The 24,777-nt window shown below is 30.4% G+C and carries 23 protein-coding genes and 1 pseudogene; 9 read left to right on the top strand and 15 right to left on the bottom strand.

Annotated features, from left to right (window positions below; all coding sequences use genetic code 11):
* Positions 1-3: 3 nt before the first annotated feature.
* From Q8S45_RS05020 to Q8S45_RS04985, 8 genes and pseudogenes are all read left to right on the top strand, one after another.
* Positions 4-1,092: a hypothetical protein gene (locus tag Q8S45_RS05020; protein WP_305601823.1), complete on the top strand. Its 1,089-nt coding sequence runs from the start codon at positions 4-6 to the stop codon at positions 1,090-1,092.
* A 2-nt stretch (positions 1,093-1,094) separates the two neighbouring features.
* Positions 1,095-2,531 carry a glycosyltransferase family 2 protein gene (locus tag Q8S45_RS05015; protein ID WP_305601821.1) on the top strand — a complete coding sequence of 479 codons (1,437 nt, stop codon included), beginning with the start codon at positions 1,095-1,097 and terminating at the stop codon, positions 2,529-2,531.
* Positions 2,532-2,547: 16 nt separating this feature from the next.
* Positions 2,548-4,974 (top strand): sulfatase-like hydrolase/transferase, encoded by a 2,427-nt coding sequence (locus Q8S45_RS05010; RefSeq protein WP_305601819.1) that lies wholly within the window; start codon positions 2,548-2,550, stop codon positions 4,972-4,974.
* Positions 4,971-6,230 (top strand): YaiO family outer membrane beta-barrel protein, encoded by a 1,260-nt coding sequence (locus tag Q8S45_RS05005; RefSeq protein WP_305601817.1) that lies wholly within the window; start codon positions 4,971-4,973, stop codon positions 6,228-6,230. Before Q8S45_RS05010 ends, Q8S45_RS05005 begins: the two co-directional genes overlap by 4 nt.
* Before the next feature lie 28 nt (positions 6,231-6,258).
* On the top strand, positions 6,259-6,726 hold the full coding sequence (locus Q8S45_RS05000) for a CYTH domain-containing protein (RefSeq protein ID WP_305601816.1): 468 nt from the start codon (positions 6,259-6,261) through the stop codon (positions 6,724-6,726).
* A 36-nt stretch (positions 6,727-6,762) separates the two neighbouring features.
* Positions 6,763-7,759, top strand: a pseudogene (locus Q8S45_RS04995) (cation:proton antiporter); the annotation flags it as partial.
* A 218-nt stretch (positions 7,760-7,977) separates the two neighbouring features.
* Positions 7,978-8,844: a UDP-2,3-diacylglucosamine diphosphatase gene (locus Q8S45_RS04990; RefSeq protein WP_305601814.1), complete on the top strand. Its 867-nt coding sequence runs from the start codon at positions 7,978-7,980 to the stop codon at positions 8,842-8,844.
* Positions 8,841-9,857 carry a glycosyltransferase family protein gene (locus Q8S45_RS04985; RefSeq protein ID WP_305601812.1) on the top strand — a complete coding sequence of 339 codons (1,017 nt, stop codon included), beginning with the start codon at positions 8,841-8,843 and terminating at the stop codon, positions 9,855-9,857. The genes Q8S45_RS04990 and Q8S45_RS04985 overlap by 4 nt, the downstream gene beginning before the upstream one ends.
* A 386-nt stretch (positions 9,858-10,243) precedes the next feature.
* On the opposite strand, the gene Q8S45_RS04980 is transcribed toward Q8S45_RS04985, so the two are convergent.
* The 15 genes from Q8S45_RS04980 to Q8S45_RS04910 all read right to left on the bottom strand — a co-directional run bounded on the left by Q8S45_RS04980 (position 10,244) and on the right by Q8S45_RS04910 (position 24,087).
* Positions 10,244-10,570, bottom strand: coding sequence for a hypothetical protein (locus tag Q8S45_RS04980; protein WP_305601810.1), 327 nt, complete (start codon positions 10,568-10,570; stop codon positions 10,244-10,246).
* A gap of 107 nt (positions 10,571-10,677) precedes the next feature.
* Entirely contained in the window at positions 10,678-12,084 is a 1,407-nt protein-coding gene (locus tag Q8S45_RS04975; protein WP_305601809.1) for an NADH-quinone oxidoreductase subunit N, read from the bottom strand.
* A gap of 87 nt (positions 12,085-12,171) precedes the next feature.
* Positions 12,172-13,659 carry a NuoM family protein gene (locus Q8S45_RS04970; protein WP_305601808.1) on the bottom strand — a complete coding sequence of 496 codons (1,488 nt, stop codon included), beginning with the start codon at positions 13,657-13,659 and terminating at the stop codon, positions 12,172-12,174.
* A gap of 55 nt (positions 13,660-13,714) precedes the next feature.
* On the bottom strand, positions 13,715-14,080 hold the full coding sequence (locus Q8S45_RS04965) for a four helix bundle protein (protein WP_305601807.1): 366 nt from the start codon (positions 14,078-14,080) through the stop codon (positions 13,715-13,717).
* Between the two features lie 53 nt (positions 14,081-14,133).
* Positions 14,134-16,053, bottom strand: coding sequence for an NADH-quinone oxidoreductase subunit L (nuoL, locus tag Q8S45_RS04960; protein ID WP_305601805.1), 1,920 nt, complete (start codon positions 16,051-16,053; stop codon positions 14,134-14,136).
* Positions 16,054-16,067: 14 nt separating this feature from the next.
* Complete coding sequence (gene nuoK, locus Q8S45_RS04955; RefSeq protein ID WP_305601803.1) at positions 16,068-16,385, bottom strand: NADH-quinone oxidoreductase subunit NuoK; 318 nt, start codon at positions 16,383-16,385, stop codon at positions 16,068-16,070.
* A gap of 54 nt (positions 16,386-16,439) precedes the next feature.
* The gene (locus tag Q8S45_RS04950) at positions 16,440-16,982 is read right to left on the bottom strand and encodes an NADH-quinone oxidoreductase subunit J (RefSeq protein WP_305601801.1); all 543 of its coding nucleotides are present in this window, start codon (positions 16,980-16,982) and stop codon (positions 16,440-16,442) included.
* 3 nt (positions 16,983-16,985) lie between these two features.
* Positions 16,986-17,462 carry a 4Fe-4S binding protein gene (locus Q8S45_RS04945; RefSeq protein ID WP_305601799.1) on the bottom strand — a complete coding sequence of 159 codons (477 nt, stop codon included), beginning with the start codon at positions 17,460-17,462 and terminating at the stop codon, positions 16,986-16,988.
* A gap of 5 nt (positions 17,463-17,467) precedes the next feature.
* Positions 17,468-18,532, bottom strand: a complete 1,065-nt coding sequence (gene nuoH / locus Q8S45_RS04940; RefSeq protein ID WP_305601797.1) for an NADH-quinone oxidoreductase subunit NuoH — start codon at positions 18,530-18,532, stop codon at positions 17,468-17,470.
* A gap of 10 nt (positions 18,533-18,542) precedes the next feature.
* Positions 18,543-19,664, bottom strand: a complete 1,122-nt coding sequence (locus Q8S45_RS04935; protein ID WP_305601796.1) for an NADH-quinone oxidoreductase subunit D — start codon at positions 19,662-19,664, stop codon at positions 18,543-18,545.
* A gap of 6 nt (positions 19,665-19,670) precedes the next feature.
* Positions 19,671-20,132 (bottom strand): NADH-quinone oxidoreductase subunit C, encoded by a 462-nt coding sequence (locus Q8S45_RS04930; RefSeq protein ID WP_305601794.1) that lies wholly within the window; start codon positions 20,130-20,132, stop codon positions 19,671-19,673.
* Positions 20,133-20,141: 9 nt separating this feature from the next.
* On the bottom strand, positions 20,142-20,738 hold the full coding sequence (locus Q8S45_RS04925) for an NADH-quinone oxidoreductase subunit B (protein ID WP_305601792.1): 597 nt from the start codon (positions 20,736-20,738) through the stop codon (positions 20,142-20,144).
* On the bottom strand, positions 20,729-21,079 hold the full coding sequence (locus Q8S45_RS04920; RefSeq protein ID WP_305601791.1) for an NADH-quinone oxidoreductase subunit A: 351 nt from the start codon (positions 21,077-21,079) through the stop codon (positions 20,729-20,731). Before Q8S45_RS04920 ends, Q8S45_RS04925 begins: the two co-directional genes overlap by 10 nt.
* A gap of 132 nt (positions 21,080-21,211) precedes the next feature.
* The gene (locus Q8S45_RS04915; protein ID WP_305601789.1) at positions 21,212-22,225 is read right to left on the bottom strand and encodes a 2-oxoacid:ferredoxin oxidoreductase subunit beta; all 1,014 of its coding nucleotides are present in this window, start codon (positions 22,223-22,225) and stop codon (positions 21,212-21,214) included.
* A gap of 2 nt (positions 22,226-22,227) precedes the next feature.
* Positions 22,228-24,087 (bottom strand): 2-oxoacid:acceptor oxidoreductase subunit alpha, encoded by a 1,860-nt coding sequence (locus Q8S45_RS04910; protein ID WP_305601787.1) that lies wholly within the window; start codon positions 24,085-24,087, stop codon positions 22,228-22,230.
* A 171-nt stretch (positions 24,088-24,258) separates the two neighbouring features.
* Here Q8S45_RS04910 and Q8S45_RS04905 point away from each other — a divergent pair, with 171 nt between their 5' ends.
* Positions 24,259-24,609 carry a 4Fe-4S dicluster domain-containing protein gene (locus Q8S45_RS04905; RefSeq protein ID WP_305601785.1) on the top strand — a complete coding sequence of 117 codons (351 nt, stop codon included), beginning with the start codon at positions 24,259-24,261 and terminating at the stop codon, positions 24,607-24,609.
* The last annotated feature ends 168 nt before the right edge of the window (positions 24,610-24,777 follow it).

Genomic DNA, 24,777 nt, shown 5'->3' with positions numbered 1-24,777 from the left:
ATAATGGATTTTGATGTTTTCGTAAATTACTACAACCAATTGCCATTTCTTATTAAAGTGGTATGGATAATTTCTGTAATACTGTTTATTATTATTATAGTATCAATTTTTTACTTAAAAATTTATAGAACTCGTTTAAGAAATTCAACTGCTGAAACACAAAAATTAGTTACGGAATATGAAATTCAGTTAATTAATTATTTATATGCTGAAGAAGGACAAGAAGAGCAAAATAGTATAATCGAAAAATTAACTTTTTGTATCTCCAGTAAATCCAAAAGAAAAATAATTAAACGCGTATTGCTGAAATTAAAAAAGGAAATTTCAGGTGAAATAGCTGTTGCAATTCAAAATTTATACAGACAAATAGGGCTTTTAAACTTTGCCTTAAAAAAATTAGATCATCAAAATTGGTATGTAGTTGCAATGGGTATTAGGGAACTAAAACAGTTTAATATTAAAGATGCACACGATGCAATTTTACATCACGTAAATCATTCTTCCAAAGAAGTTCGAAAAGAAGTGCAATTATATTTAGTTAGCTTATTTCATTTTAAAGGGTTGGAATTTTTAACAAAAATAGAAACTGATTTGAGCGAATGGGATCAAATTCAGTTGTTAGAAGTTTTACAGAAAAATGAGGATCAACAAGATGTGGATATTACCCCTTGGTTAAATTCAAATAATGATTCTGTAGTTATGTTTAGTTTAAAAATAGCTGAAATATTTAATCAATATGAAGTTCAAAATCATATTATAGAATTACTTCACCATAAAAATAATATAATTAGAACAAAGGCTATTTTAGTTTTAGGAGGAATGCAAAATCTTGATTTTAAGCACGAAGTAATGAACAATTTTGAAGAAAGAACATTAGAAGAACAGCAGGCTTTATTCAAAATTTTTGAGCCTTTAGTTTCAAATAACGATGAGTGGTTTTTACTAAAATATTCAGAACATTATAATTTTGAAATTAGACTCGAAGCATTGCGCTTAATTAAAAATTTTAGTCCAGATAAATTTGCGTTATTTAAAGAAACAACTAATAATGGGCAGTTTTTAGAAATGTTAAATTTTTTAACCGATAATTAGATATGGAATCATTAACAGGCCAACATATTATTCTAATTATCCATTATTTCTTTTTTGTATATGGTTTTTTAGCCATTGGCTCATACTTGTTTTTAACGGTTGTGTCTGCCTTTGAAACAAGTGAATATGTTAAAAAAAATAAGTTTGTAGATTATTCAGAAATTTTAGCATCTTCAATTTCTCCTTCAATTTCAATTATAGCTCCAGCTTATAACGAAAGTTTAAATATTGTGGAAAATGTACGGTCGCTTCTTTCAAGTCATTACGTAAATTATGATGTTATTATCGTAAATGATGGAAGCAAAGATGATAGTTTAGAATTGTTGATAAATGCTTACGACTTGGTTAAAGTTAATTATTTAGTAAACAAACAAATACCTACAAAACCATTGAGAGCAGGAGTTTTTAAATCTACCAACCCCGCTTTTGAAAAATTAACGGTAATAGACAAAGAAAATGGCGGAAAAGCTGATGCCCTAAATTTTGGATTAAATGTTAGTTCTAATCAATATGTAGCTTGTATAGATGTAGATTGCTTGTTGTTGGAAGATTCTCTTCAGAAAATGATTAAGCCTTTTTTAGAAGCAACAGACCATAAAGTTATAGCAACTGGTGGAGTGATAAGAATTGCAAATTCTTGTACAATAAAAGATGGAAAGTTGTTGGATGTTAATATGCCAAAAAAAATGATTGAAAGGGCTCAAATATTAGAATATTTACGATCTTTTCTTTTAGGAAGAATGGCTTGGAGTAGGTTAAATGGCTTGCTTGTTATTTCAGGAGCTTTTGGGTTGTTCGATAAAAAAATAGCCATTGAAGTTGGTGGATACGACACAAAAACGGTGGGAGAAGATATGGAATTAATTGTAAGAATGCGTCGTGTAATGGAAGAACAAAAAGTGAAATATAGAGTAGCATATATTCCAGACCCGTTATGTTGGACAGAGGCGCCAGATAATTATAGAATATTTATATCACAACGAAATAGATGGACAAGAGGCACTATTGAAACCTTAAAAATGCATAAAAAAATAGGGTTTAATCCAAAATATGGTGCTTTAGGTTTGTTAAGTTATCCTTACTGGCTCATATTTGAACGTTTAGCGCCCATTTTTGAAGTAGTTGGTATTATTTATTTTACAGTTTTAATGATGCTAAATTATGTGCGATGGGATTTTTCCTTAGCATTTTTTAGTTTGGCTTACCTTTTTACACTTTTGCTATCAATTGCTGCTATCTATTCTGAAGAATTAACATATCATCAGTATAAAAAGAAAGGTACAGGATTTAAATTGTTGTTAACTGCCATTTTAGAACCTATAGTTTTGCATCCTTTTGTGCTTTACGCTGCTGTGAGAGGTAATTATGATTATTATTTTAACAAAAAGAAAAAATGGGGAGTAATGCAACGTAAAGGAATGGGAACAACAGCGACCTAAAAAAATTAAAATTTTTATGAAAACAATTAATTATTTAGAATTAACATTTAATTACCTCAAAGGATGTATTGCTATGATTTTTGTTTTCTGGATAATTTCTTGTACAGAGGTTTATTTTTTAAGCGCAAAGCAACTATCAATACCACTAACTGAATTAATATTTTATAAAATAATAAATGACGTAGTTACAGTGTTAATTCTAGGAATTTTGTTTTTCCCATTGTATTTACTTTTTACGATTGTAATTAAAAAATGGGTTCAGATAATTTTTGCATTTATTGCTGTCTTGCTTGTTTTTATTCAATTAAGTTTGGTCAAATATAGCTTAACAACCTTACTTAATTTAGGGGCCGATTTACTTGGTTATTCTTACAATGATATTTTTTTAACAGTGTCGTCTTCGGCATCATTTTCTTTTATAAGTGTACTTCCTTTTATAGTAGTACCATTACTTTTTTTTGGAATTGTATCATTGTTTGGAAAAACAAAAAACAAAAAAATATTGGTTTATGGGTCTCTTTTTTTAATCATAATTTCTGTATCCGTTAGATTTGTTTTTAGCAAAACAAACGAGTCTGTTTTTCAAAATAAAATATATTTCTTAGTTAATGATATCATAAAAAGTAAGGTTGAAAAGAATGAAGTTTCAAATAACCAATTTGTGGTAAGTAAAGAATATCCACTACTCAAAAATGCCGATGAGGTTGAAGATGTTTTAGGCTCATTTTTTAACCTTACAAGTCAAAAACCAAACATTGTATTTATAATTGTTGAAGGACTTGGAGGAGAATTTGTTGGAAATTTTAATTATGCAGGCTTTACACCATTTTTAGATTCTTTAGCGACTAAATCGTTATACTGGAAAAATTTTGTAAGTACTTCTGGTAGAACATTTGGTGTACTTCCTTCAATTTTAGGATCGTTACCCTATGGAACTGATGGTTTTTTAGAAATTACTGAAACCCCAAATCATTTGTCTTTATTATCAATTCTTAAAGAAAACGGATATACTACAAATTATTATACAGGTTCAAATTCTAGTTTTGACCGAATTATAAATTATTTAGAATTCAATGGAATTGATAATGTGGTTGATGAAAGTAAATATGGAAATTCTTATAAAAAAGCTGCTGTAACCGACGATGGTTTTTCTTGGGGTTATCCAGATTCAGAATTGTTTAGAAAAGGATTATCCGATTTAAATGAAAGTATTGAGCCTCGTTTAGACATTTTTTTGACCGTTTCAAACCACGAACCTTTTATTTTTCCTAATAAAGAAAAATATATGGTAACGGTTGATAAAATGATAAATTCAAATTCAAAAATGAAGGTTTCTAAGGAGTTTGTTCAGGCTCATAAAGAAATATTTGCAAGTTTGTTGTACACTGATGAATCTATTAAAAATTTCATTAATTTCTATAAAAAAAGAAAAGATTTTGCCAATACGATATTCATAATTACTGGAGATCATAGATTGATTCCTATTTCTCAAAAAGATGAATTGTGTAGGTATCATGTTCCATTCATTATAAGCAGTCCTTTATTAAACACATTCAAAACTTTTCCAGCAGTTTCTTCGCATTTAGATGTAACCCCTAGTGTTGTTGCGTTTCTGCAAAATAATTATGATTTTAAGCAGATTGACAGTGTTTCGTGGCTTGGGAACGGGCTAGACATTTTTGAAACTTTTAGAAATAAAAATAAAATTCCGTTAATGAGGTATAAAGGCGCAATTAAAGATTTTATTTATAAAGACTATTTTATTTCTGATGGAAATCTCTTTAAAATTGATGAAAATTTTAATACCCAACAAGTATCTGATGCTAAAATGCTTCAAATTCTTTCAGATTCATTGGCACAATTTAAAAGATTGAATGCTTATTTAATTCAAAATAATAAAATTCATCCAAATTCAAAAAATACAAACAGAATTCCAAAAATTGCTTTTAGCAAAGAACAATTAGCCGAAATAAAAATACTTATTGGAAATGCTGATTCTGATGCAAGTTATCAAATTGCTCGTAAATTAGCTTTTGAAAAAGACTATAAAAAAGGGCAATTAATTTGTGATTATATTATAAATGAATTGCCTAATCATGCAGATGCAATTATTTTAAAAGGGAGAATTTATGCATGGGAAGGAAATTATATAGAAGCTGAAAAAGCATTTTTAAATGCTCAAAAAAGAGCTCCGTTTTATGACGATGCATACTTAGCCTTATTAGACACTTATTGGTGGGCAGAGCAAGATGAAAAATCAGTTGCTATTGTTGCCAAAGCAATGCGTAATAGTATTACCAACCCAGAATTAAGTTTTAAAATGGCTCAGGGTTATGTACGTATGAATAAGAATACTCAAGCCATAAAAGTGATTGATAGTTTGTTAAAAAAATACCCCACTAATCAAACGTATAAAGAATTTAAAAACACCCTCCACAAATGAAAACAATTCCTATTTTTAAACTAATTTGTTTTGTGCTTGTTATTTGTTCTTCACAGCTTACGGCACAAAAAATATTTACTGGAGATCCTGATAAATCATTTGAGGTGGCCAGACAATTGGCCTTTAATAAGCAACGAAAACAAGCTCAAGACACATTAAATTTGATATTAACAAAATACCCAGATTATTTAGATGTTCGTTCTTTTTTAGGAAGTACTTATTCCTGGGATGGAGACTATAATAAAGCACGAAAGGAATTTGAATATGTTTTAGATAAAAACCCTAAATTAAAAGATACTTGGTTAGCAGCAATAAATAATGAACTTTGGGCAGATAACCCTCAAATTTCATTTAAAAAATCTGAAGAAGCACTTGCTTTTTTTCCTTTGGATGCAGATATTATGATATTAAAAGCTAAATCACAAAGCAATATAGGAAATAATGAAGATGCCCTTAAAACAATTAACCTAGTTTTAAATAATACGCCAACGCACCCAGAAGCAATATCATTTAAAAATGGTTTAATTGAAAAAAACAGAAAAAATGTTATTGGTATTGGAGGAACTGTTGATGTGTATTCTGAAGTGTTTGATCCAATGCAATTACATACATTAAAGTACAGTAGAAAAACTGAGTTGGGTAGTATTATTGCCAAGGTTAATTATAATAGAAGGTTTAGTGAAAGCGCGTTTCAATTTGAAGTTGATTTATACCCAAAAATTACAGAAGGGTTTTATGCTTATTTAAACGTTGGAGTTGCAAATTCTTTTTTGTTTCCCGAGTATAGGTATGGTGCAGAATTGCACAAATCTATTGCTAGTGGTTTAGAGACTTCGATAGGTTTTCGGGCCTTAAAATATAGCGAGACTACAACAATCTATACGGGCTCAATAACTTGGTATACTGGAAATAGTTATTGGTCATTTAGACCATATTTTACGCCAGGAGATTCAGGAACAAGTACTTCTGGAACACTTAATTATAGAAGATACGGAAAGGATGCTGAAAATTATTTTAGCACTTCAGTTGGAATTGGCTATTCACCAGAATTTTACCGTTTTAATTTTGAAGGGAATGAAAATGAAATTGTTGGATTAAAATCTCAAAAATTTAATATAGGCTACAACTTCACAACTTCAAACAATAGAAATGGCATTGGAACTCAATTCGGACTTACCCATCAAGAAATTAGTTTTGATCTTGGAAATTATTTTTGGATTTATTCTTTTTCACTAAATTGGGAACTCAAATTTTAATAAATTTAAAAACCAATTTTTTAAGTAAATGCAAGAAATCGAACGAAAGTTTTTAGTATCAGGAAACTTTAAAGAGTTTGTTACTAAACAATACCATATAACTCAAGGATTTTTATCGACAGTTCCAGAACGAACTATTAGAATTAGAATTACCGATCAAAAAGGGTATATAACCATAAAAGGGAAAAGTAATAAAAGTGGCACAACTCGTTTTGAATGGGAAAAAGAAATTCCATTGAACGAAGCAACACAACTTTTACAACTTTGTGAGCCAACAATTATTGAAAAAATAAGATATATAATTCCTTCCAAAAACGAGTTGATTTTTGAAATTGATGAGTTTTTAGGTGAAAACTTGGGGCTTTTTATTGCAGAAATAGAGTTACCCACTGATAAATTTGAATTTATAAAACCAACATGGATTGGAAAAGAGGTTACGGGTCAATTAAAATATTATAATTCAATGTTAGCAAGAAAGCCTTATACAAGTTGGTAAATTTTGATTATATTCGAATTCAAAAAAAAATACTAGGTGTTAGAATTAGCAGGAATTATAATTTTGGGGATTTTAGCCCAATGGGTTGCTTGGCGTTTTAAATTGCCTTCCAGACTCCCATTAATAATTATTGGTTTATTGGCAGGTCCAATATCTACATTATTTACTGCTGATGGAGCAAAATTATTAGAACCCGTTTGGAATGGCACTGAAGGATTATTTCCTGGAGAACGTTTATTTAATTTTGTGTCATTAGCAATTGGAATCATTCTTTTTGAAGGAGGCTTAACCTTAAAAAAAAGAAGAAATTTTAAATGTTGGACCTGTAATTTTAAAACTAATTACATTAGGATCTATCATAACATTTTTTGGCGCAGGTGTTGCAGCTCATTATATTTTTAATTTGAGTTGGGTAATTTCATTTTTATTTTCAGCTCTAATAATTGTTACTGAACCAACTGTAATAGCACCAATTTTAAGAAATATTCCGCTTAAAAAAGATGTTTCGACCGTGCTAAAGTGGGAAGGAATACTTATTGATCCTATTGGTGCTTTAGTTGCTGTATTAGTTTTTGAATTTATTGTTGTAGGAAAAGGGTATGAGTTTACAAAAGAAGCACTTACCGAATTTTGGAAAATTGTAATTATTGGTACTTCAATTGGATTTACTTTTGCTTACGGTTTATATTATGCAATAAAAAGGAGCTTAATTCCACACTATTTATTAAATGTTGTTACGCTTGCCGCCGTGTTATTCGTATTTGTACTTTCCGATTTATTTGCCCACGAATCTGGGTTACTTTCTGTAGTGGTTATGGGAATGGTTTTAGGAAATAAAAATGTAAAAGAATTAAAAGACATACTGTATTTTAAAGAATCAATAAGTGTATTATTAATTTCAATCTTATTTATTTTATTATCAGCAAACATTAATATTGACGATTTATTTCTGTTAAATAGATGGGAAACATTGACTCTTTTTACAATAGTTGTATTTGTTTTAAGACCGTTAGGTGTATTTATTAGTACTCATGCGATACCTGTTTTTCTTAAAGATAATGAAGATGAAATTCATATAATTGCTACAATAACTAATGACGAGAAGATAGTTGAAGGTTCTACCTTAATGTATGTTGGGAAAACTATTACCTAGTTTGTTAACTTATAAATAATAGTATCAAAACTTTCAAATAACATCTCTTTTATTAATTGCATCTCATAATATTCAAATAGTGAATAAAAATATGATGTGTGAATTTTAACGAAAATAAAAGGGATATTGAAGTTGTAGTTATTTCTGATATTCATTTAGGAACTTATGGATGCCACGCTAAAGAGCTATTATATTACCTAAAAAGTATAAATCCTCAAACTATAATTCTTAACGGAGATATTATTGATATTTGGCAATTCAGTAAGCGATATTGGCCAAAATCACATATGAAAATTGTAAAACATATTTTCAAATGGATTTCTGAAGAAAAGGAAATTTATTACATAACGGGTAATCACGATGAAATGTTACGAAAATTTGTTGATTTTGAATTAGGTTCTTTTTCTATAAAAAATAAAATAGTGTTAGAGTTGGATGGTAAAAAAGCATGGTTTTTTCATGGGGATGTTTTTGATGTTACTATGAAACATTCTAAATGGCTTGCGAAAATGGGGGCAGTTGGATATAATGCTTTAATTCTTTTAAATAGAGCGATTAATTATATCAGTATTTTTTTAGGTAAGGGAAAAATATCCTTGTCGAAAAAAATAAAGGACAGTGTTAAATCGGCTGTAAAATTTATTGATAATTTTGAAGAAACAGCATCAAATATTGCTATTGCAAATAAGTTTGATTATGTTGTTTGTGGTCATATTCATCAACCAATAATTAAGAAAATCACTACAAACAATGGAGCTGTAAATTATTTAAATTCGGGAGATTGGGTTGAAAACTTAACAGCATTAGAATATAACAATAAACATTGGATTTTGTATAAATACAAGGAAGAAGATTATGTTAAAGAAGAAACAACAGAAACAATTGATAAATACGATATAGTTGACCAATCTTCAAAAGAAATATTTGTGCAATTATTAGCAGACTTTAGTTTTAATATTAGATGAAGATTTTATATGCAATTCAAGGTACAGGTAACGGACATTTAAGCAGAGCTAAGGAAGTTATACCCGCAATATTAAATAGAGCTCAGGTAGATATTTTAATTAGTGGAACACAGGCAGAAGTTGGTTTAGACCATAAGGTAAACTATGTTTATAAAGGACTTAGTTTTTATTTTGGTAAAAATGGAGGTGTTGATTTGTTTAAAACTATTGCCAAGAATAATATTTTTAGCGTATTAAAAGAAATAATAAAATGTCCGGTAAAAGAGTACGATTTAGTAATAAATGATTTTGAACCAATTTCTGCCTGGGCTTGTTATTTTAAGGGTGTTAAAAGTATTTCTTTGAGCCATCAAAGTGCATTATATACTGAAAATGTCCCTAAGCCTAAACACTTAGATTTGATTGGTAGTTTTATTATAAAAAATTATGCTAAATGTAAATACAACTATGGTTTTCATTTTAAAAAATATAATAATAAAATTTATACGCCGATTATAAGAAATAGTATTCGGATATTGGAACCTTTTGAAAAAGATTATTATACGGTTTATTTACCTGCATATTCTGATGAGAATATTATTAATATTCTTTCAAAAATTAAAGGTGTTAAATGGAAAGTTTTTTCGAAGGAAACCAAAAAATATTATCAAAAGAAAAATGTATACATAAAACCAATTGATGGTAAAAAATTTGAAAAGAGTTTAGCCTCTTGTACAGGAATTTTATGTGGAGCTGGTTTTGAAACACCAGCTGAAGCAATTTACTTAAAAAAGAAGTTAATGGTTATTCCAATGAAAAATCAATATGAACAGCATTTTAATGCCAAAGCTCTTGAAGAATTAGGAGTTCCCATTTTAAAATCGTTAAAAAAGGAATACATTCCAAAAATTAAAAATTGGATAAAAAATGATAGTAGTATTGAATTAGAATTTCCTAATGAAACACAGAAAATAGTTGATCATATTTTGTATGAATATATTGAGAAAGAAAGTTTAGTGTTACAGTTATATTAAAAATATTATTTAACGTGAGTTCGATATAAGTAAGAATAATACCATCTGAATATTAGTTATTTATATTATTTTGAAGGAGAACGACTGTGACAATCTGTTTATGGATAGTTAGATTGCCATATTTTACTTAAAAAAAGTAAAATTCGCAATGATGACAAGGTCATGGGTTTTTTTTCAATGGTTCCTTTGTCATGCCGAGTGGTCGAGGCATCTCACAGTTGATAAACGTAATGTGATTCCTCCTTTGGTCGGAATGACACTATTATTAAACTCCTAATTATTAGTGGTGTGCGATTATTGTTATATCGAACTCACGTTATTTAATAAAAAATGAGTAGATAAGTTAACCTTTTTCTACTCATTTTAACACAGGGAAATATAATACTTTATTTTTCGTTCTTCCAATACCTTGGATTCGTTTCTTCTGTTTTTTGATTCCAGTAATCTTGAGTTACCATTCTACCATCAAAAGTTTTTAGTTTTCTTTGAAAAACCCATATAGTAGGATTAAAAACCATATCGGTTACTGCAACGGTAAATAATTGAGGATCTTCTTCTGTTTTTCTTTTTTCTTCTTCAATAATAACTTCAAAACCGTTGTGTTCAAGTAGTTTTATTAAAAATTCTTTTCGATTTTCATCGGTGTTTTTTTCAACAAAAGTAACTCTAGTTTCCTCTATTGATCCAAATGAATGTTTTCCTTCTAATCCCATAATTTTTTTATTAAAAAATAAATTCCAATTTACAAATCTAAAATTCCAATTTTGGCACTCATAAATCTATGCGCTTTTTTTGAATTTTGTTTTTTGAATTTTGGTGCTTAATTAAATACACTACTTAATTCATAAATATAATCATATAACGGACTGTATAATCCTAATACTAAAATACCAATTACAGTAATTAATAAACCCAAACGCATATATAATTTGTTTTTAAAATATGGAATAGGGTTTTCGTTTTGTCTAATAAACATAGCTCTAATAACTAGTAAATAGTAGTATAATGATATTGTTACGTTAACAACAGCTAAAAAGACTAGCAAATAATACCCTTTACTAGCAGCAGCTGTAAATAAGAAAATTTTTCCAAAAAAACCTGCAATTGGCGGTATACCAGCTAATGAAAACAAAGCCAACATCATAATCAAACTTAAATTTGGGTTTGTTCTGTATAAGCCATTATAATCATCCATGGTTTCTTTGCCTGTTTTTAATGAAATTGCTTGCACAACCCCAAAAGCAGCTAAATTGGAGAAGATATAAATCATTACAAAATAAACAACTGTTGCCGTTCCTAATTGATCTCCAGCAATTAAACCAAGTAAAATAAAACCAGCTTGAGCAATGGATGAAAAAGCTAAAAAGCGTTTCATATTTTGTTGGCGTAGTGCAAATAAGTTACCAATAAACATGGTTGCTAAAGCTACTACGTAAACTATATTTTCCCATACTGGCATCAACGATTTAAAAACGGTAAACAGCAAAATCATTAAAATAAAAGTTGCCGCTCCTTTAGAGATTACAGATAAATAGGAGGAAACATTAATAGGCGCACCTTCATAAACATCGGCAGTCCAAAAATGAAATGGAACCAAAGATATTTTAAATGACAATCCTGTAAAAAATAAAATAAATCCTAAAATGGTTAAATTATTAAGTGATATAACTTCAATTATTTCATTAAAATAGATGGAACCAGAAGTAGCGTAAAGTAATGAAATACCAAATAGTGATACACCCGATGCTAAAGCAGCTGAAAGTATTAATTTAATACCAGCTTCGCTTGAAATCCTTTTTGAAGTTTCATAAGCAGCTAGTGCAGCTGCTGGTAATGTTGATAATTCTAAGCCTAAGTAAAACATTAAAAAATCACCTGATGAAATCATAAAATACATTCCCAGCAAGGAGAAAAATAATAACACAAAAAATTCGGTACCTTTTTCTTGCTCAACAATTTTTTCTTGAATCCAATCAGCCGACTGGAGTAATAAAATGAAAACTCCAATATTTAATACATTTTTAAAGAAATGAATTAAATTATTTGTTTGAAACATGCCACCAAATAATATACTCGTCTCTCCAAGAGGTAAAAATCCAATTACGGTATGAATTCCAAATAAGAAAATGGCTAAATGCACGATACTTCCTTTTTTGTTTTTAGAAATAAAAATTTCTGCTACAAGCAATAATAAAGCAATTGCTAATAGCAAAATTTCATGTCTCATTATTAAAAAACTACTTAAATTCATTTTTCTTTATCTTTTTTAATTATTTCAATAAATCTAAATTCGTAAATCTAAATTCTAAAATTGTTACAATACTCCTTTAATGAACGGTTGCAAACTTGCCATAATCATATCACTTAACCAAAGTGGTGCAACTCCCATTCCAATTATTGGAATAAGCAATAATAAAATACCTGTTTTTTCGAACCAAGTTGCATCTGACATATCTAAAAACTCTGAATTTTTAATGGGTCCCATTAACATAATGCCAACAACACGTAAAATATAAACTGCAGTAACAACAATAGCTGAAACCGAAATAATTGTAGCAACCCTGTGAAACATATCTTCATGTTGAAAAGCACCAACAAAAATGTTCATTTCAGCTACAAATCCGCTAAATCCAGGTAACCCTAATGAGGCTAATCCTGCAATAACATATATAACTGATATAAATGGAATTACCTTTAATAAACCTCCTAATTTAGTAATATCTCTGGTGTGTGTTCTGCTATAAATCATTCCAATTAATGCGAAGAATAAAGCAGTCATAAATCCGTGAGAAAGTGATTGCATAATGGCTCCATTCCAAGAAGTTTTATTCAACATTAACAATGCAAACAACACCATTCCTAAATGGCTAACAGAAGAATATGCATTAATATATTTTAAATCGTTTTGCTTAATGGCTCCAAAGGCACCATAAATAACGCCTGTTGCAGATAATATAATAAAAAACCAAGACCAATCGATGGCACCTAAAGGCAATAAGAACATAGCGACTCTAAATACACCATATCCACCTAATTTCATTAACACACCAGCGTGCAGCATTGATACTGCGGTGGGTGCGGATGCGTGACCGTCAGGAGACCAAGTATGAAATGGGAATAAAGCACCTAAAACCGCAAACCCAATAAAAGTTAAAGGGAAAAATAATTTTTGTGCTTCAAAGGGAATATTAACTTGTGAAATTTCTAAAATATTAAAGGTCAACGCACCACCATCAGCATTCGAATTAAAGTAAATGCCTAAAATTCCAACCAACAACACAGCTGAAGCGCCCATTAACATTAAGGTTAATTTCATTGCTGAGTACTCTTTTGGTCCGGAACCCCATATACCAATTAATAAATACATTGGAATAACAGCAATTTCGTAAAATACGAACATGGTGAATAAATCTAAGGAAATAAAGAACCCATATACTCCAGAGGATAAAACTAAAAGGGAGATAAAAAATTCCTTTGGCAAATCTTCCATTGTCCAAGAAATAAACACACCGGCTAAAACTACAATAGAAGTTAATATTAATAAGGCAACTGAAATACCATCTACACCAACGGTGTAATGAATATTAAACTGTTCGAACCACATATAATCTTTGGTAAAAACCATGATGCTATCATTTATTGCTCTTTCTTTGAAGTAAGCAAAAATTAAGTTTATGGCCATTCCAAGTTGAATTAAACTTCCAACCATTGCAACAATGCGTGCCTGTTTTAAACCTTTAGCGAAAACTAAAGCTAAAATTGTTAATACCGGTACGGTGACAAAAAGTGATAAAATATCCATAATTATTTATTCTAAATAAATTTCAAATAACAAATATTTAAATTCCAAAGTACAATCATTTTGATTTTTCAAGAATAGCTGAAAATATTTTTTTTAATTCAGTTGATTCTTGAATTAATTCTTCAGGTTTATTGTTACTTGGTATCTTATTTGTTTCATTTATTAATCTCAGCCAATAAATACTTTCTTTGGCTTCTTTTCTACTAATTTTGATTCTGTAAATAAAATCCTTTTTACTTAATGATTCATTTGCCTCAATATAGTTTGCCCCAATAGATCCAGATGAACGAATAACTTGCTTTGCATCTTCAAAATTTGCAATCGTTTTATCTAAATTTTTTATAAATAGTCTAATCTCTTTTGCAAATTGAAAAGTTCTTTCTTCTAAATCATAGGTTTTATTTATTGAGTCTATACTCATTGATTATTTTTTGTTATTTGAGTTTTGTTATTTGAGTTTTGTTATTTCTTAATTTATTTTGTCCATAAATAAATAAACACCATTGCTAGAATTACAAATCCAGCTAAAAAGGCGAATGCATAATCTTGAAATTTACCAGATTGAATTCCTTTAATTTTTTCAGAAACTACAACTGTTTTATTTCCCATTCCTTCCATAAAACCATCTACATATTTTTTATCGAAATATGCAATAGGAGCAGAGATTCTATTGAAAATTATTTTTCGAGTTACAAAAAGATAAATCTCATCAAAATAAAACTTATTGAATGTCCATTTGTAAAACACACCAAAAGCTTTAGAAAATTTTTCAGCTAAATCATTTTCTTTTTTATAGAAAATGTACGAAAGAATAATTCCTACTACACCAACACCAACTGCAATTGCAGCTAATGGGTAATTTAAATGAGCTACGAATCCAGCTTTATCTGCAGTTACAAACTCACTAAAAGGAATCAAACCAACAACAACACTCAATGCACCTAAGAACATTAAAGGGAAAGTCATTGCTATAGGAGATTCATGCGGTGCATGTTTATATTGAGTATCTTTTCCCCAAAAAATTCCGAAGTAAATTCTAAACATATAAAAAGCAGTTAACCCAGCAACAAACAAGCCTACAAAATATAATAGTTTGTTATGTTCAAAAGCGGCAACTAAAATTTCATCTTTACTCCAAAATCCTGCAAATGGTGGCACTCCTGAAATTGCTAATGCAGCAATTAAAAATGTAATATTAGTAATGGGCATATACTTTCGTAACCCTCCCATGTCTTTTAAATAATTACTATGAACAGCATGAATTACAGAACCAGCTCCTAAAAATAGTAACGCTTTAAACATGGCATGTGTAAATAAATGGAACATAGAAGCCATATAACCAACTCCTTCGTGGCCGTCATATCCGGAAACACCCAAGGCCATCATCATATAACCAAGTTGAGACATAGTAGAAAAGGCGAGAACTCTTTTAATATCGTTTTGAGTTACCGCAATTATTGCAGCAAAAAGCGATGAGAATCCACCCACATACGCAACAACATTTAAAGCAAAGCCATCTTCAACAAAATAATACATTGGAAATAAGCGAGCGACTAAATAAACACCAGCAACAACCATTGTTGCCGCGTGGATTAATGCAGAAACAGGTGTTGGACCTTCCATAGCATCTGGCAACCAAATATGTAACGGAAACATAGCCGATTTACCAGCACCACCAATAAATATTAAGATTAATGCCCATGTTAAAACAGATAAACCCATAAAAGAAGTTGAAGCCCAGCTTAATATTGCATTCCCTTCAGGATTATTTAATGTTTCAAAATCGTAGGTACCTGTGTAATATCCAACTATTAAAATCCCGATTAAGAAACCTAAATCGGCAAACCGGGTAACAATAAATGCTTTTTTTGAAGCTGCTACTGCCGATGGTTTGGTATAATAATATCCAATTAGTAAAAAGGATGATACCCCAACTAATTCCCAAAAAATATAAATTTGGAAAAGGTTTGTTGCTAAAACTAAACCAAACATTGAAAAGGAGAATAATCCTAAAAAGGCAAAGAATTTAGTATAGCCTTCATCACCTTTCATATAGCCTCTACTGTATATATGAACCATTAATGAAATGGTTGAAACTACAATAAGCATCATTACTGAAATAGGATCAATTAAAATTCCCATATCAATTGCTAAAGTATCAGTAAAGTTCATCCACGTTGTTTTTGAAACAAAAGTTTGGTAAACTCCATCTACTTTTTCTTGAACAAAAAAGTACTGAAATGCTGTATAATAAGAAAGTACCGTTGAAGTTAATAATCCAAAAACGCCAATGTATCCAGATACCGCTGGTTTAATTTTTTTATAGAAAATTCCAAGTAGTAAAAAAACTGCTAATGGAATAAGTGGAATTAATATTACGTAGTTAAAATTCATATTTTTTTATAGTTTTAATACTTCATAATTTCAGTGTCCTTAACTTCTACAGAACTAATTTGTCTATATAAGTTAATAATAATTGCAACGGCTAATGCTGTTTCAGCAGCAGCAACGGCTATAATAAATATTGAAAAAAATACTCCTTGAAAAACATCAGGATATAAATATTTATTGATGACAACAAAATTTATTATGGATGCATTCAATATTAATTCAACCGACATTAAAATTGAAATAAGATTTGTTCTGGTTATAAATCCGTAAACACCAATAAAAAATAAAATTGAGGTTACAGTTAGTATTTCGTAGATGCTAATTCCGGCTATCATTTTAAAAAAGTTGAAAGTTGAAAGTTGAAAGTTTAAATTTTTTCATACTCATATTTAATTTTTTTCTAGACTTTTGCCTTTTGGCTTATCGCTAGTCGCTATTTTCGTTCCTTTTGCTATTACAATTGCTCCAATCATTGCAGCCAATAAAAGCACACTAATTACCTCAAAAGGTAAAATAAATCCTCCAGCTTCATAACTTAATAATCCTAAACCAATTGTATCCATATCAATACTATTAGAATTTTCAATTACAGGAAAATTATATGCATAAATTGTAGTTAAAAATACTCCAAGACCTAGTAAACTTGCTAAACCAACCAAAATTTTCTTTGAAGTTTTTATATCTTCTAATTCCATTTCAATATGATGAACAAGCAAAACTGAAAATATAATTAAAACAATAATACCTCCCGCGTAGACGGTAAGCTGAATTGCAGCTAAGAAGTTATAATCAATTAAAAAATAGATACCTGCAATTCCACAAAGAACAAAAAGTAAATAAATAACTGAACGCAACATTTTTCTACTTGTTACCGAAGCAATTGCAAAAACAATTATAATGATTGCTAAAATGTAAAAAATTATTTTTTCCATAATTTATTCTTCTACACCAGGCATTAACTTGGATCCTGGTTTGTTTAAAACTTTAGTTAAGTATGCTCTATTATATACTGAATTTTCAAAATTTTGCGCCCATAAAATAGCATCAGTCGGACAAGCTTCAATACATAAACCACACATAGTACACATTCCTAAATGGTAAATGTGTTGATCTATCATTTTCTTCTTTTTACCACTTTCAGGATCAATTTGTCGGTCCCAAATAATTTCAATAGATCCGTTAGGACAGGCTAATTCACATTTCTGACATCCAGTACATCTGTGTTCGTTATTTTCGTTATGCGGCATAACAACTTCACCTCTAAACCGATCGAACATTTTAAGCGTATCTCTATTATCGGGGTATTGTTGAGTAATAGCGCCTTTTCTTGAGTGTAAAAAGTACTTTCCGGTAACACTCATACCAGTTAGCAACGTTTTTATTCCTCTGTATATATCTCCAAAATAACTCATAATTTCTAAAATTGAATTGTTAGATTAAGCCAAACAATTAATGCCATTAAAACAATGTTTAACAAATTTAAAGGAAGAAGGTATTTCCATTCTAATGTTAATAATTGATCTACTCTTAATCTTGGGAAGGTCCATCTAAACCACATCATTAAAAATATTAAAACCAACGTTTTACCTAAAAACCAAAATAGACCTAAAATTGGGATTGATTCTGTAATTCCAAAAGGAGAAAGCCAACCTCCAAAAAATATTGTAGTTGCGATGGCAGCAATAATAAACATGTTTATAAATTCGGCCAAAAAGAAATAGGCAAATTTCATCCCAGAATATTCAGTATGAAAACCTGCACCTAATTCAGATTCCGCTTCTACTAAATCAAAAGGAGCTCTATTGGTTTCGGCCGTTCCAGCAATCATATAAATCATAAATGCAATTACTGCAGGAACATGTCCTTGAACAATTAACCACCCATTTTTTTGAACTTCTACAATTTCTGAAAGCTGTAAAGAACCAGAAATAAGCACCATGGTTATTAAAGATAACCCAACGGAAAGTTCGTAACTAATAGTTTGAACTCCGCTTCGCATTGCCCCAATCATAGCAAATTTGTTATTACTTGCCCAACCTCCTAATAAAATTCCAATAACTCCAATTGAAGAGATTGCAATTAAGAAGAAAATCCCAATATTAATATCAAATGCTTGAAATTCTTGGGTAAAAGGGAATAAAGCCAAAGCCATTAATGAGGTTACAATTACAAAATAAGGTGCTAGATTGTATAAAAATTTATCGGCTTTAATAGTTCCAGTTAATTCTTTTGAAACTAATTTTAAGGCATCGGCCATTGTTTGTAAAAGACCTTGATAGCCAACTCGATTTGGTCCAATTCGTAATTGAAACCACGCTGCAACTCTTCTTTCTAATAAAACAAGGTATAAGCCAGCAACAGCAAAAATAGCCAAATAGACAACAGCTATTAAAACCATTTCTGTAATACTTGCCACACCTTCTGGCATGATGCTAAATAGCCAATTGTGAATATTTTTTGTGATACTTAATGATATATTCATTGTATATATTTTATCTGTCAATATCTGGGATTACTAAATCTAGTGTTGCCATTGAGGCAACGAGATCTCCAATTTTTCCTCCAACAGCAATGTGATTTAATAAAGATAAATTTGAAAATCCAGGTGATCTGAATTTTAATCTATATGGATTTTTTGTCCCTGTACTATTTATATAAACACCTAATTCGCCACGTGCAGTTTCAACTTTTTGGTAAAACTCTCCTTTTGGTAATTTAATTACTGCATTGGTTGCAACTTTATATTCACCTTCAGGAATATTATCAATCAATTGCTCAATAATTGCCATTGATTCCCACATTTCTTCAATTCTAACTTGGTAACGTGCTAAACTATCTCCTTCGGTTTTTAAAACTTCATTAAAAGTAACTTGATTATAAGCACTATATGGATGATGTTTTCTTACATCACAAGAATATCCAGAGCCACGACCAACAGGACCAGAAGCTCCAAACGAAATAGCGTCTTCTTTTGATAAGATACCAACACCTTTCATTCTTTTTTGAAAAATTACATTTCCTGTTAAAAGGCGATCGTATTCAGGTAATTTTGTTTTAAAATGAGTGATAAAATCTTTTGTTCGTTGTACAAAATTAGGATGAATATCAAACATTAAACCACCTGGAATATTATAGTTCATGGTTAAACGAGCACCACAGGTTTCTTCAAAAATATCGTTAATTAATTCGCGGTCTCTAAATCCGTAAAAATAAGTTGTTAACGCTCCAACATCCATTCCCATAACGCCCCACCATAATTGATGAGAAGCTAAACGTGTTAATTCGCCTAAAATAGTTCTTATAACTTTTACACGTTCTGGAATTTCAAGTTGCAGTGCATTTTCAACTGTTAAACATACAGCTTCATTATTTATATGGGATGATAAATAATCCATTCTATCTGTCAAATGAACTATTTGTTGGTAACTATCTCGTTCACACATTTTTTCAATGGAACGATGAATATATCCTAAATCTGGCTCAACTTTTTTAATAATTTCACCATCAATGGTTAATAACAAACGTAAAACACCATGCGTTGCAGGGTGTTGTGGACCCATGTTAATGAAATACTCTTCCGATTTAAAATTACTTTTTATAGTAGTTGTATCCATAATTTCTTATTTAATAACCATATTAATTTCATCTACATAATCTTTTCTTAATGGAAATCCGTCCCAATCTTCGGTTAAAAAAAGTCTTTTTAAATTTGGGTGATTATTAAATATTATTCCGAAAAAATCGAATACTTCGCGCTCATGAAATTCAGCGGTGCGCCAAATATTCCAAACAGAATCAAAAGTTGGATTTTCTCTATCCTCTGTTTTAACTTTTATAACAATGCTATGTCTGAAAGTGGTAGATTCTAAATGATAAATGACACCTAATTCTTTTTCATAATCTATGCCCGTTACACAAAATAAATAATCGAAACTTGTTTCAGAATTATTTTTTAATTGCAACATTAATTGATGTAATTGATCTGGCTTAACGGTAATATTTAAATATTGTGAATCTGCTTCAGTGAATTCTAACTCTGGAATCCAACTACTTATTAAATTTTGTAATGTTTCGTTCGTCATAATTCAATATTATTTACCTTCATCAAATCCGTCAATAGGATTTATTTTATGTTTCATGTTTTCAGTACGAATTTTGTCTTGAAGCATTAACATTCCTTCTAATAATGCTTCTGGACGAGGAGGACAACCTGGAACATAAACGTCTACAGGTATTACGTGATCTGCTCCTTTTACTACTGAATAGGTGTTGTAAAAAAAGGGACCTCCAGAAATGGCGCAAGCTCCCATTGCAATTACATATTTTGGCTCTGCCATTTGATCGTACAATCTTCTTAAAACTGGAGCCATTTTATTAACAATGGTTCCTGCAATAATAATTAAATCGGCTTGTCTTGGGGAAGGTCTGGCAACCTCGAATCCAAAGCGTGAATAATCGTGTTTTGCCGCTCCAGTTTGCATCATTTCAATAGCACAACAACTGGTTCCAAAATACAAAGACCAAAGTGAATTTGATCTTCCCCAATTAATTATTTGATCCAATGAAGTAACAATTACATTGGCTCCATTACCTGCCGGAATTACTTTACCTGGAAAATCACTTGGAATTTCTGGAACTGTTACATTTGGTTCTAACTCACTTATAAATCTTTTTTTATCTACTCCCATTTTAAAGCTCCTTTTTTCCAAGCGTAAATTAAACCTAAACCTAGAATGAATAAAAATATTAAAATTTCAACAAAAGCAACAGCACCAACATCTTTAAAAACAACAGCCCATGGAATTAAAAAAGCCACCTCTACATCAAAAATTAAGAAAAGGATGGCAAATAAATAATATCCAACTTTAAATTGAACCCAGGTTGGACCAATTGTAACCATACCACTTTCGTACGGTTCTCGTTTTTGTGGATTATCTGATTTATGTGAAATTAACCCCGATAAAAAGTTTGCACCGGCTACTAATATAATACCAGCAAGCAGAAATACAATAATGGCTTCTGATCCCATTTTAATGCTATTTAATTAATTGTGAAAGTAATTCTATTTTGTTAATTTATAGAAACCACTTTTAAAAGTTTGGCAAAACTAAACCAATACTAAAAAAATGATACCTGATTTAAGTCAGGTATCATTTTTTTTTTAATTAACGGTGTATGTTTCTCCAGAGAAAAACAAGTCGTCTACTTTTTTGAATTTTGAACTTGCTTTAACTTGTGCCGTTAATGCATCTTCTTGTTCTTCCAATGTGGTGTCGTCAAAACTTCTAATGATACCTGTTGCTAAAGGATAAGTTAATCGAATCAGCATCTGATGCATAGTTGGATCTTTTTCTTTGGCATCATGAACCAATAAATCTTCTTGAGTAATTCCATTTTCTCCAATAGTAACTACTTCCAGTTTCAATTTATTAAGTATAATTCCTTTATCTCTATTTTTACCAAAAATCATCGGTTTTCCATGTTCTAAAAATACTTGTTTGTCTTCTTTAACATCTTTATCTGTTAAATGGGTAAAACAACCATCGTTAAAAATCACACAGTTTTGCAGCACTTCAATTAAAGAGGTTCCTTTAAATTTATGTGCATCAATGAGCATTTGAGTAATTTCTTTTGGTACATTACCTCCAATTCTTGCAAAAAATCTTGCTCCAGCACCTAAAGCTAATTCGCCTGGTGAAAAAGGACCTTGGGTATTTCCATATGGAGAAGATTTAGTTTTTTGACCAACTTTTGATGTTGGTGAAAACTGACCTTTCGTTAATCCGTAAATTTCATTGTTAAATAAAACTATATTTAAATCGATGTTTCTACGCAATACATGAATAAAATGATTTCCGCCAATTGCCATTGCATCTCCATCACCTGTCATAACCCAAACACTTAATTTAGGGTTTGCAAGTTTTACACCAGATGCAATACCAGGAGCTCTACCATGAATGGTATGCATTCCATAAGTATTCATATAATAAGGAAAACGGGATGAACACCCAATTCCAGAAATAAATACCACATCTTCTCTATTAACACCCATTTCTGGCAATGCCTTTTGCATGGATCGTAAAATTACGTAATCGTCGCAACCAGGGCACCATCTAACTTCTTGGTCACTTGCAAAATCTTTAAACGTATATTTTTGTTCTGTTATAGCTTCCATAATTATTGTACTAATTTTTTAAATTCTTCTATTAGTTCATTATTTCCAAAAGGTAAACCTTGTATTTTGTTTTTTTGTAAAAAGTCGAATTTACCGAAATTAATTTTTAAAATTTTAGCAAATTGTCCATTATTTAATTCACAAACTACAATTTTTTTGAATTTAGACAAAACCTCTTCTGTGTTTTTTGGAAGCGGGTTTATATAGTTGAAATGAGCAAAACCAATATTTGAATAGCCTTCGTCATTTAATTGTTTTACAGCAGAATGTAAAGAGCCATAAGTTCCTCCCCATCCAACAACTAATAAATCTCCAGCATCTGCGAATTCAGTTTTTACATCAGGAATATAGTTTTGAACTCGTTTAATTTTTTCAGCTCTAATATGAGTCATTTTTTCGTGATTTTCCGGATTATGAGAAACATTTCCGGTTACACTATCTTTTTCTAAACCACCAACTCTATGTTCTAAACCAGGTGTTCCAGGAATTCCCCAATTTCTAGCCAATGTTTCTTCATCTCTAGTGTATGGATGCCAAACTCCTTCTGGAGCTACTTTTGTAATTCTATTTTTAATTTCTGGCAATTCATCTAAACTTTGAATTTTCCAAGGAGCAGATCCATTTGCAATGTATCCATCAGTTAATAATATAACAGGAGTCATATGTTCCAAAGCTAATTTGGATGCTTCATAGGCATATTTAAAACAGTTTGCAGGAGTGCTTGCAGCAATTACAATAACAGGGCTTTCACCATTTCTACCATACATTGCCTGCAATAAATCAGATTGTTCTGTTTTAGTTGGTAACCCTGTAGAAGGTCCACCTCGTTGAACGTTAACAATAACCAATGGAAGTTCCATAATCATTGCCAAACCAATTGCTTCACCTTTTAGAGCTAATCCTGGGCCAGAAGTGGTAGTAATTGCTAAATCTCCAGCAAATGAGGCTCCAATTGCTGATGTGATACCTGCAATTTCGTCTTCAGCTTGAAAAGCTTTAACTCCAAAATGTTTGTGTTTTACCAATTCATGTAAAATATCTGTTGCTGGAGTAATAGGGTACGAACCTAAAAATAATTCTAATCCAGCTTTTTCAGCAGCAGCTAAAAATCCCCAAGCCGTAGCATCGTTACCCATAATTATTCTATAGGTTCCAGGATTCATTTTAGCAGGTGATATGGTATATGCGTTTGGAATTAATTCTAAAGTTTCTGCAAAATAGAAACCAGCATTTAAAACATTGGTATTGGATTCAATTAAATGAGGGGTAGATTTGAATTTTTTATTGAAAAAACTGACAGTATGTTCTTTTGAACGGCCATACATCCAATAAACCATTCCAAGAGCAAACATATTTTTACTTCTTAAAATTGCTTTATTATCTAAACCTTCAACATTTTTTAATGCTGCTTTGGTTAAAGAAGTCATATCAACTTGAATTACTCTGTAATTTTCTAAACTACCATCTGTGAGCGGATTGGTTTCGTATTGGGCTTTTTCCAAATTCTTTTTAGAAAACGAATCAGAATCAACAATAATAGTATGCCCAGGTTTTAAAGCGTGTAAATTTGTTTTTAAACCGGCTGGATTCATAGCTACTAATAAATCTAAATTATCGCCAGGAGTGCTTATTTCAACACTACCAATATGTACTTGAAAACCAGATACACCATATAAGCTTCCTTGAGGAGCTCTAATTTCAGAAGGATAATTTGGGAATGTTGCTATATCGTTACCAAACATTGCTGAAGTGTCAGAAAATTGGGATCCAGTTAATTGCATACCATCACCAGAGTCTCCAACAAATCGAATTACTACAGCGTCTATTACTTCTGGTTGTAGTTTTGCTTTAGTTGTAATCATATATTTATGATAATTAGAAAATTTTATTTAAATTTATAAAAAATAATTTTAAGCATTTGTTTTAAGTTGTCAAATTTATTGTTACTTTTTCTAATAGCAAATGACTTTTGTCACATTAATTTGTTTAAATTTATTTAATTTTGTATCATATTTAAATTAAAATTATAAAACATGGCTATTAAAATAACAGATGAATGCATTAATTGTGATGCATGTGTTTCGGAATGTCCAAATAACGCAATTTATGAACCAGATAGTGAATGGGCCTATGCCGATGAAACTTCATTAAGTGGTGATGTAACTACTCCAAACGGTAGAAATGTAAATGCTGATGAAATGAATGAAGCAGTTTCTGATGAATTTTATTTTATTGTAACTGATAAGTGTACAGAATGCAAAGGTTTCCATGATGAACCACAATGTGCTTCTGTTTGTCCAGTTGACTGTTGTATTCTTGATGAGGATAACGTTGAAACTGAAGATCAACTTTTAGCTAAAAAAGCGTGGTTACACGGAGAGTAATTCTCTAAAGAGTATAAAAAAAGCACCGTTTTAGACTGCCCCCAAAAAGTTAGACACTATTTGGGGGTATTTTTATGGAAAGAAAAGTGAAATATGATTACACATTTAAACTTGAATGTGTAAAATTAGTATTAGAGAAACATTATTCATGTTTATTAGTTTCAAAGC

Source organism: Lutibacter sp. (genome assembly GCF_030692605.1).
In the GTDB taxonomy this organism is placed as follows: domain Bacteria; phylum Bacteroidota; class Bacteroidia; order Flavobacteriales; family Flavobacteriaceae; genus Lutibacter.
The sequence above is the reverse complement of the archived record's forward strand: the minus strand, read 5'-3'. Positions and strand labels throughout refer to the sequence as shown.

Coding starts and splice junctions, on each gene's coding strand:
- Q8S45_RS04965 (WP_305601807.1), bottom strand. CDS start 14,080: ATGAGTATAGACTCAATAAATAAAACCTATGATTTAGAAGAAAGAACT.
- Q8S45_RS04935 (WP_305601796.1), bottom strand. CDS start 19,664: ATGGATACAACTACTATAAAAAGTAATTTTAAATCGGAAGAGTATTTC.
- Q8S45_RS04945 (WP_305601799.1), bottom strand. CDS start 17,462: ATGAGTTATTTTGGAGATATATACAGAGGAATAAAAACGTTGCTAACT.
- nuoL (WP_305601805.1), bottom strand. CDS start 16,053: ATGAATTTTAACTACGTAATATTAATTCCACTTATTCCATTAGCAGTT.
- Q8S45_RS05015 (WP_305601821.1), top strand. CDS start 1,095: ATGGAATCATTAACAGGCCAACATATTATTCTAATTATCCATTATTTC.
- Q8S45_RS04950 (WP_305601801.1), bottom strand. CDS start 16,982: ATGGAAAAAATAATTTTTTACATTTTAGCAATCATTATAATTGTTTTT.
- Q8S45_RS04920 (WP_305601791.1), bottom strand. CDS start 21,079: ATGGGATCAGAAGCCATTATTGTATTTCTGCTTGCTGGTATTATATTA.
- Q8S45_RS05005 (WP_305601817.1), top strand. CDS start 4,971: ATGAAAACAATTCCTATTTTTAAACTAATTTGTTTTGTGCTTGTTATT.
- nuoH (WP_305601797.1), bottom strand. CDS start 18,532: ATGAATATATCATTAAGTATCACAAAAAATATTCACAATTGGCTATTT.
- nuoK (WP_305601803.1), bottom strand. CDS start 16,385: ATGATAGCCGGAATTAGCATCTACGAAATACTAACTGTAACCTCAATT.
- Q8S45_RS04915 (WP_305601789.1), bottom strand. CDS start 22,225: ATGGAAGCTATAACAGAACAAAAATATACGTTTAAAGATTTTGCAAGT.
- Q8S45_RS04975 (WP_305601809.1), bottom strand. CDS start 12,084: ATGAGACATGAAATTTTGCTATTAGCAATTGCTTTATTATTGCTTGTA.
- Q8S45_RS05020 (WP_305601823.1), top strand. CDS start 4: ATGGATTTTGATGTTTTCGTAAATTACTACAACCAATTGCCATTTCTT.
- Q8S45_RS04930 (WP_305601794.1), bottom strand. CDS start 20,132: ATGACGAACGAAACATTACAAAATTTAATAAGTAGTTGGATTCCAGAG.
- Q8S45_RS04925 (WP_305601792.1), bottom strand. CDS start 20,738: ATGGGAGTAGATAAAAAAAGATTTATAAGTGAGTTAGAACCAAATGTA.
- Q8S45_RS05010 (WP_305601819.1), top strand. CDS start 2,548: ATGAAAACAATTAATTATTTAGAATTAACATTTAATTACCTCAAAGGA.
- Q8S45_RS04910 (WP_305601787.1), bottom strand. CDS start 24,087: ATGATTACAACTAAAGCAAAACTACAACCAGAAGTAATAGACGCTGTA.
- Q8S45_RS04970 (WP_305601808.1), bottom strand. CDS start 13,659: ATGGATATTTTATCACTTTTTGTCACCGTACCGGTATTAACAATTTTA.
- Q8S45_RS04905 (WP_305601785.1), top strand. CDS start 24,259: ATGGCTATTAAAATAACAGATGAATGCATTAATTGTGATGCATGTGTT.
- Q8S45_RS04985 (WP_305601812.1), top strand. CDS start 8,841: ATGAAGATTTTATATGCAATTCAAGGTACAGGTAACGGACATTTAAGC.
- Q8S45_RS05000 (WP_305601816.1), top strand. CDS start 6,259: ATGCAAGAAATCGAACGAAAGTTTTTAGTATCAGGAAACTTTAAAGAG.
- Q8S45_RS04980 (WP_305601810.1), bottom strand. CDS start 10,570: ATGGGATTAGAAGGAAAACATTCATTTGGATCAATAGAGGAAACTAGA.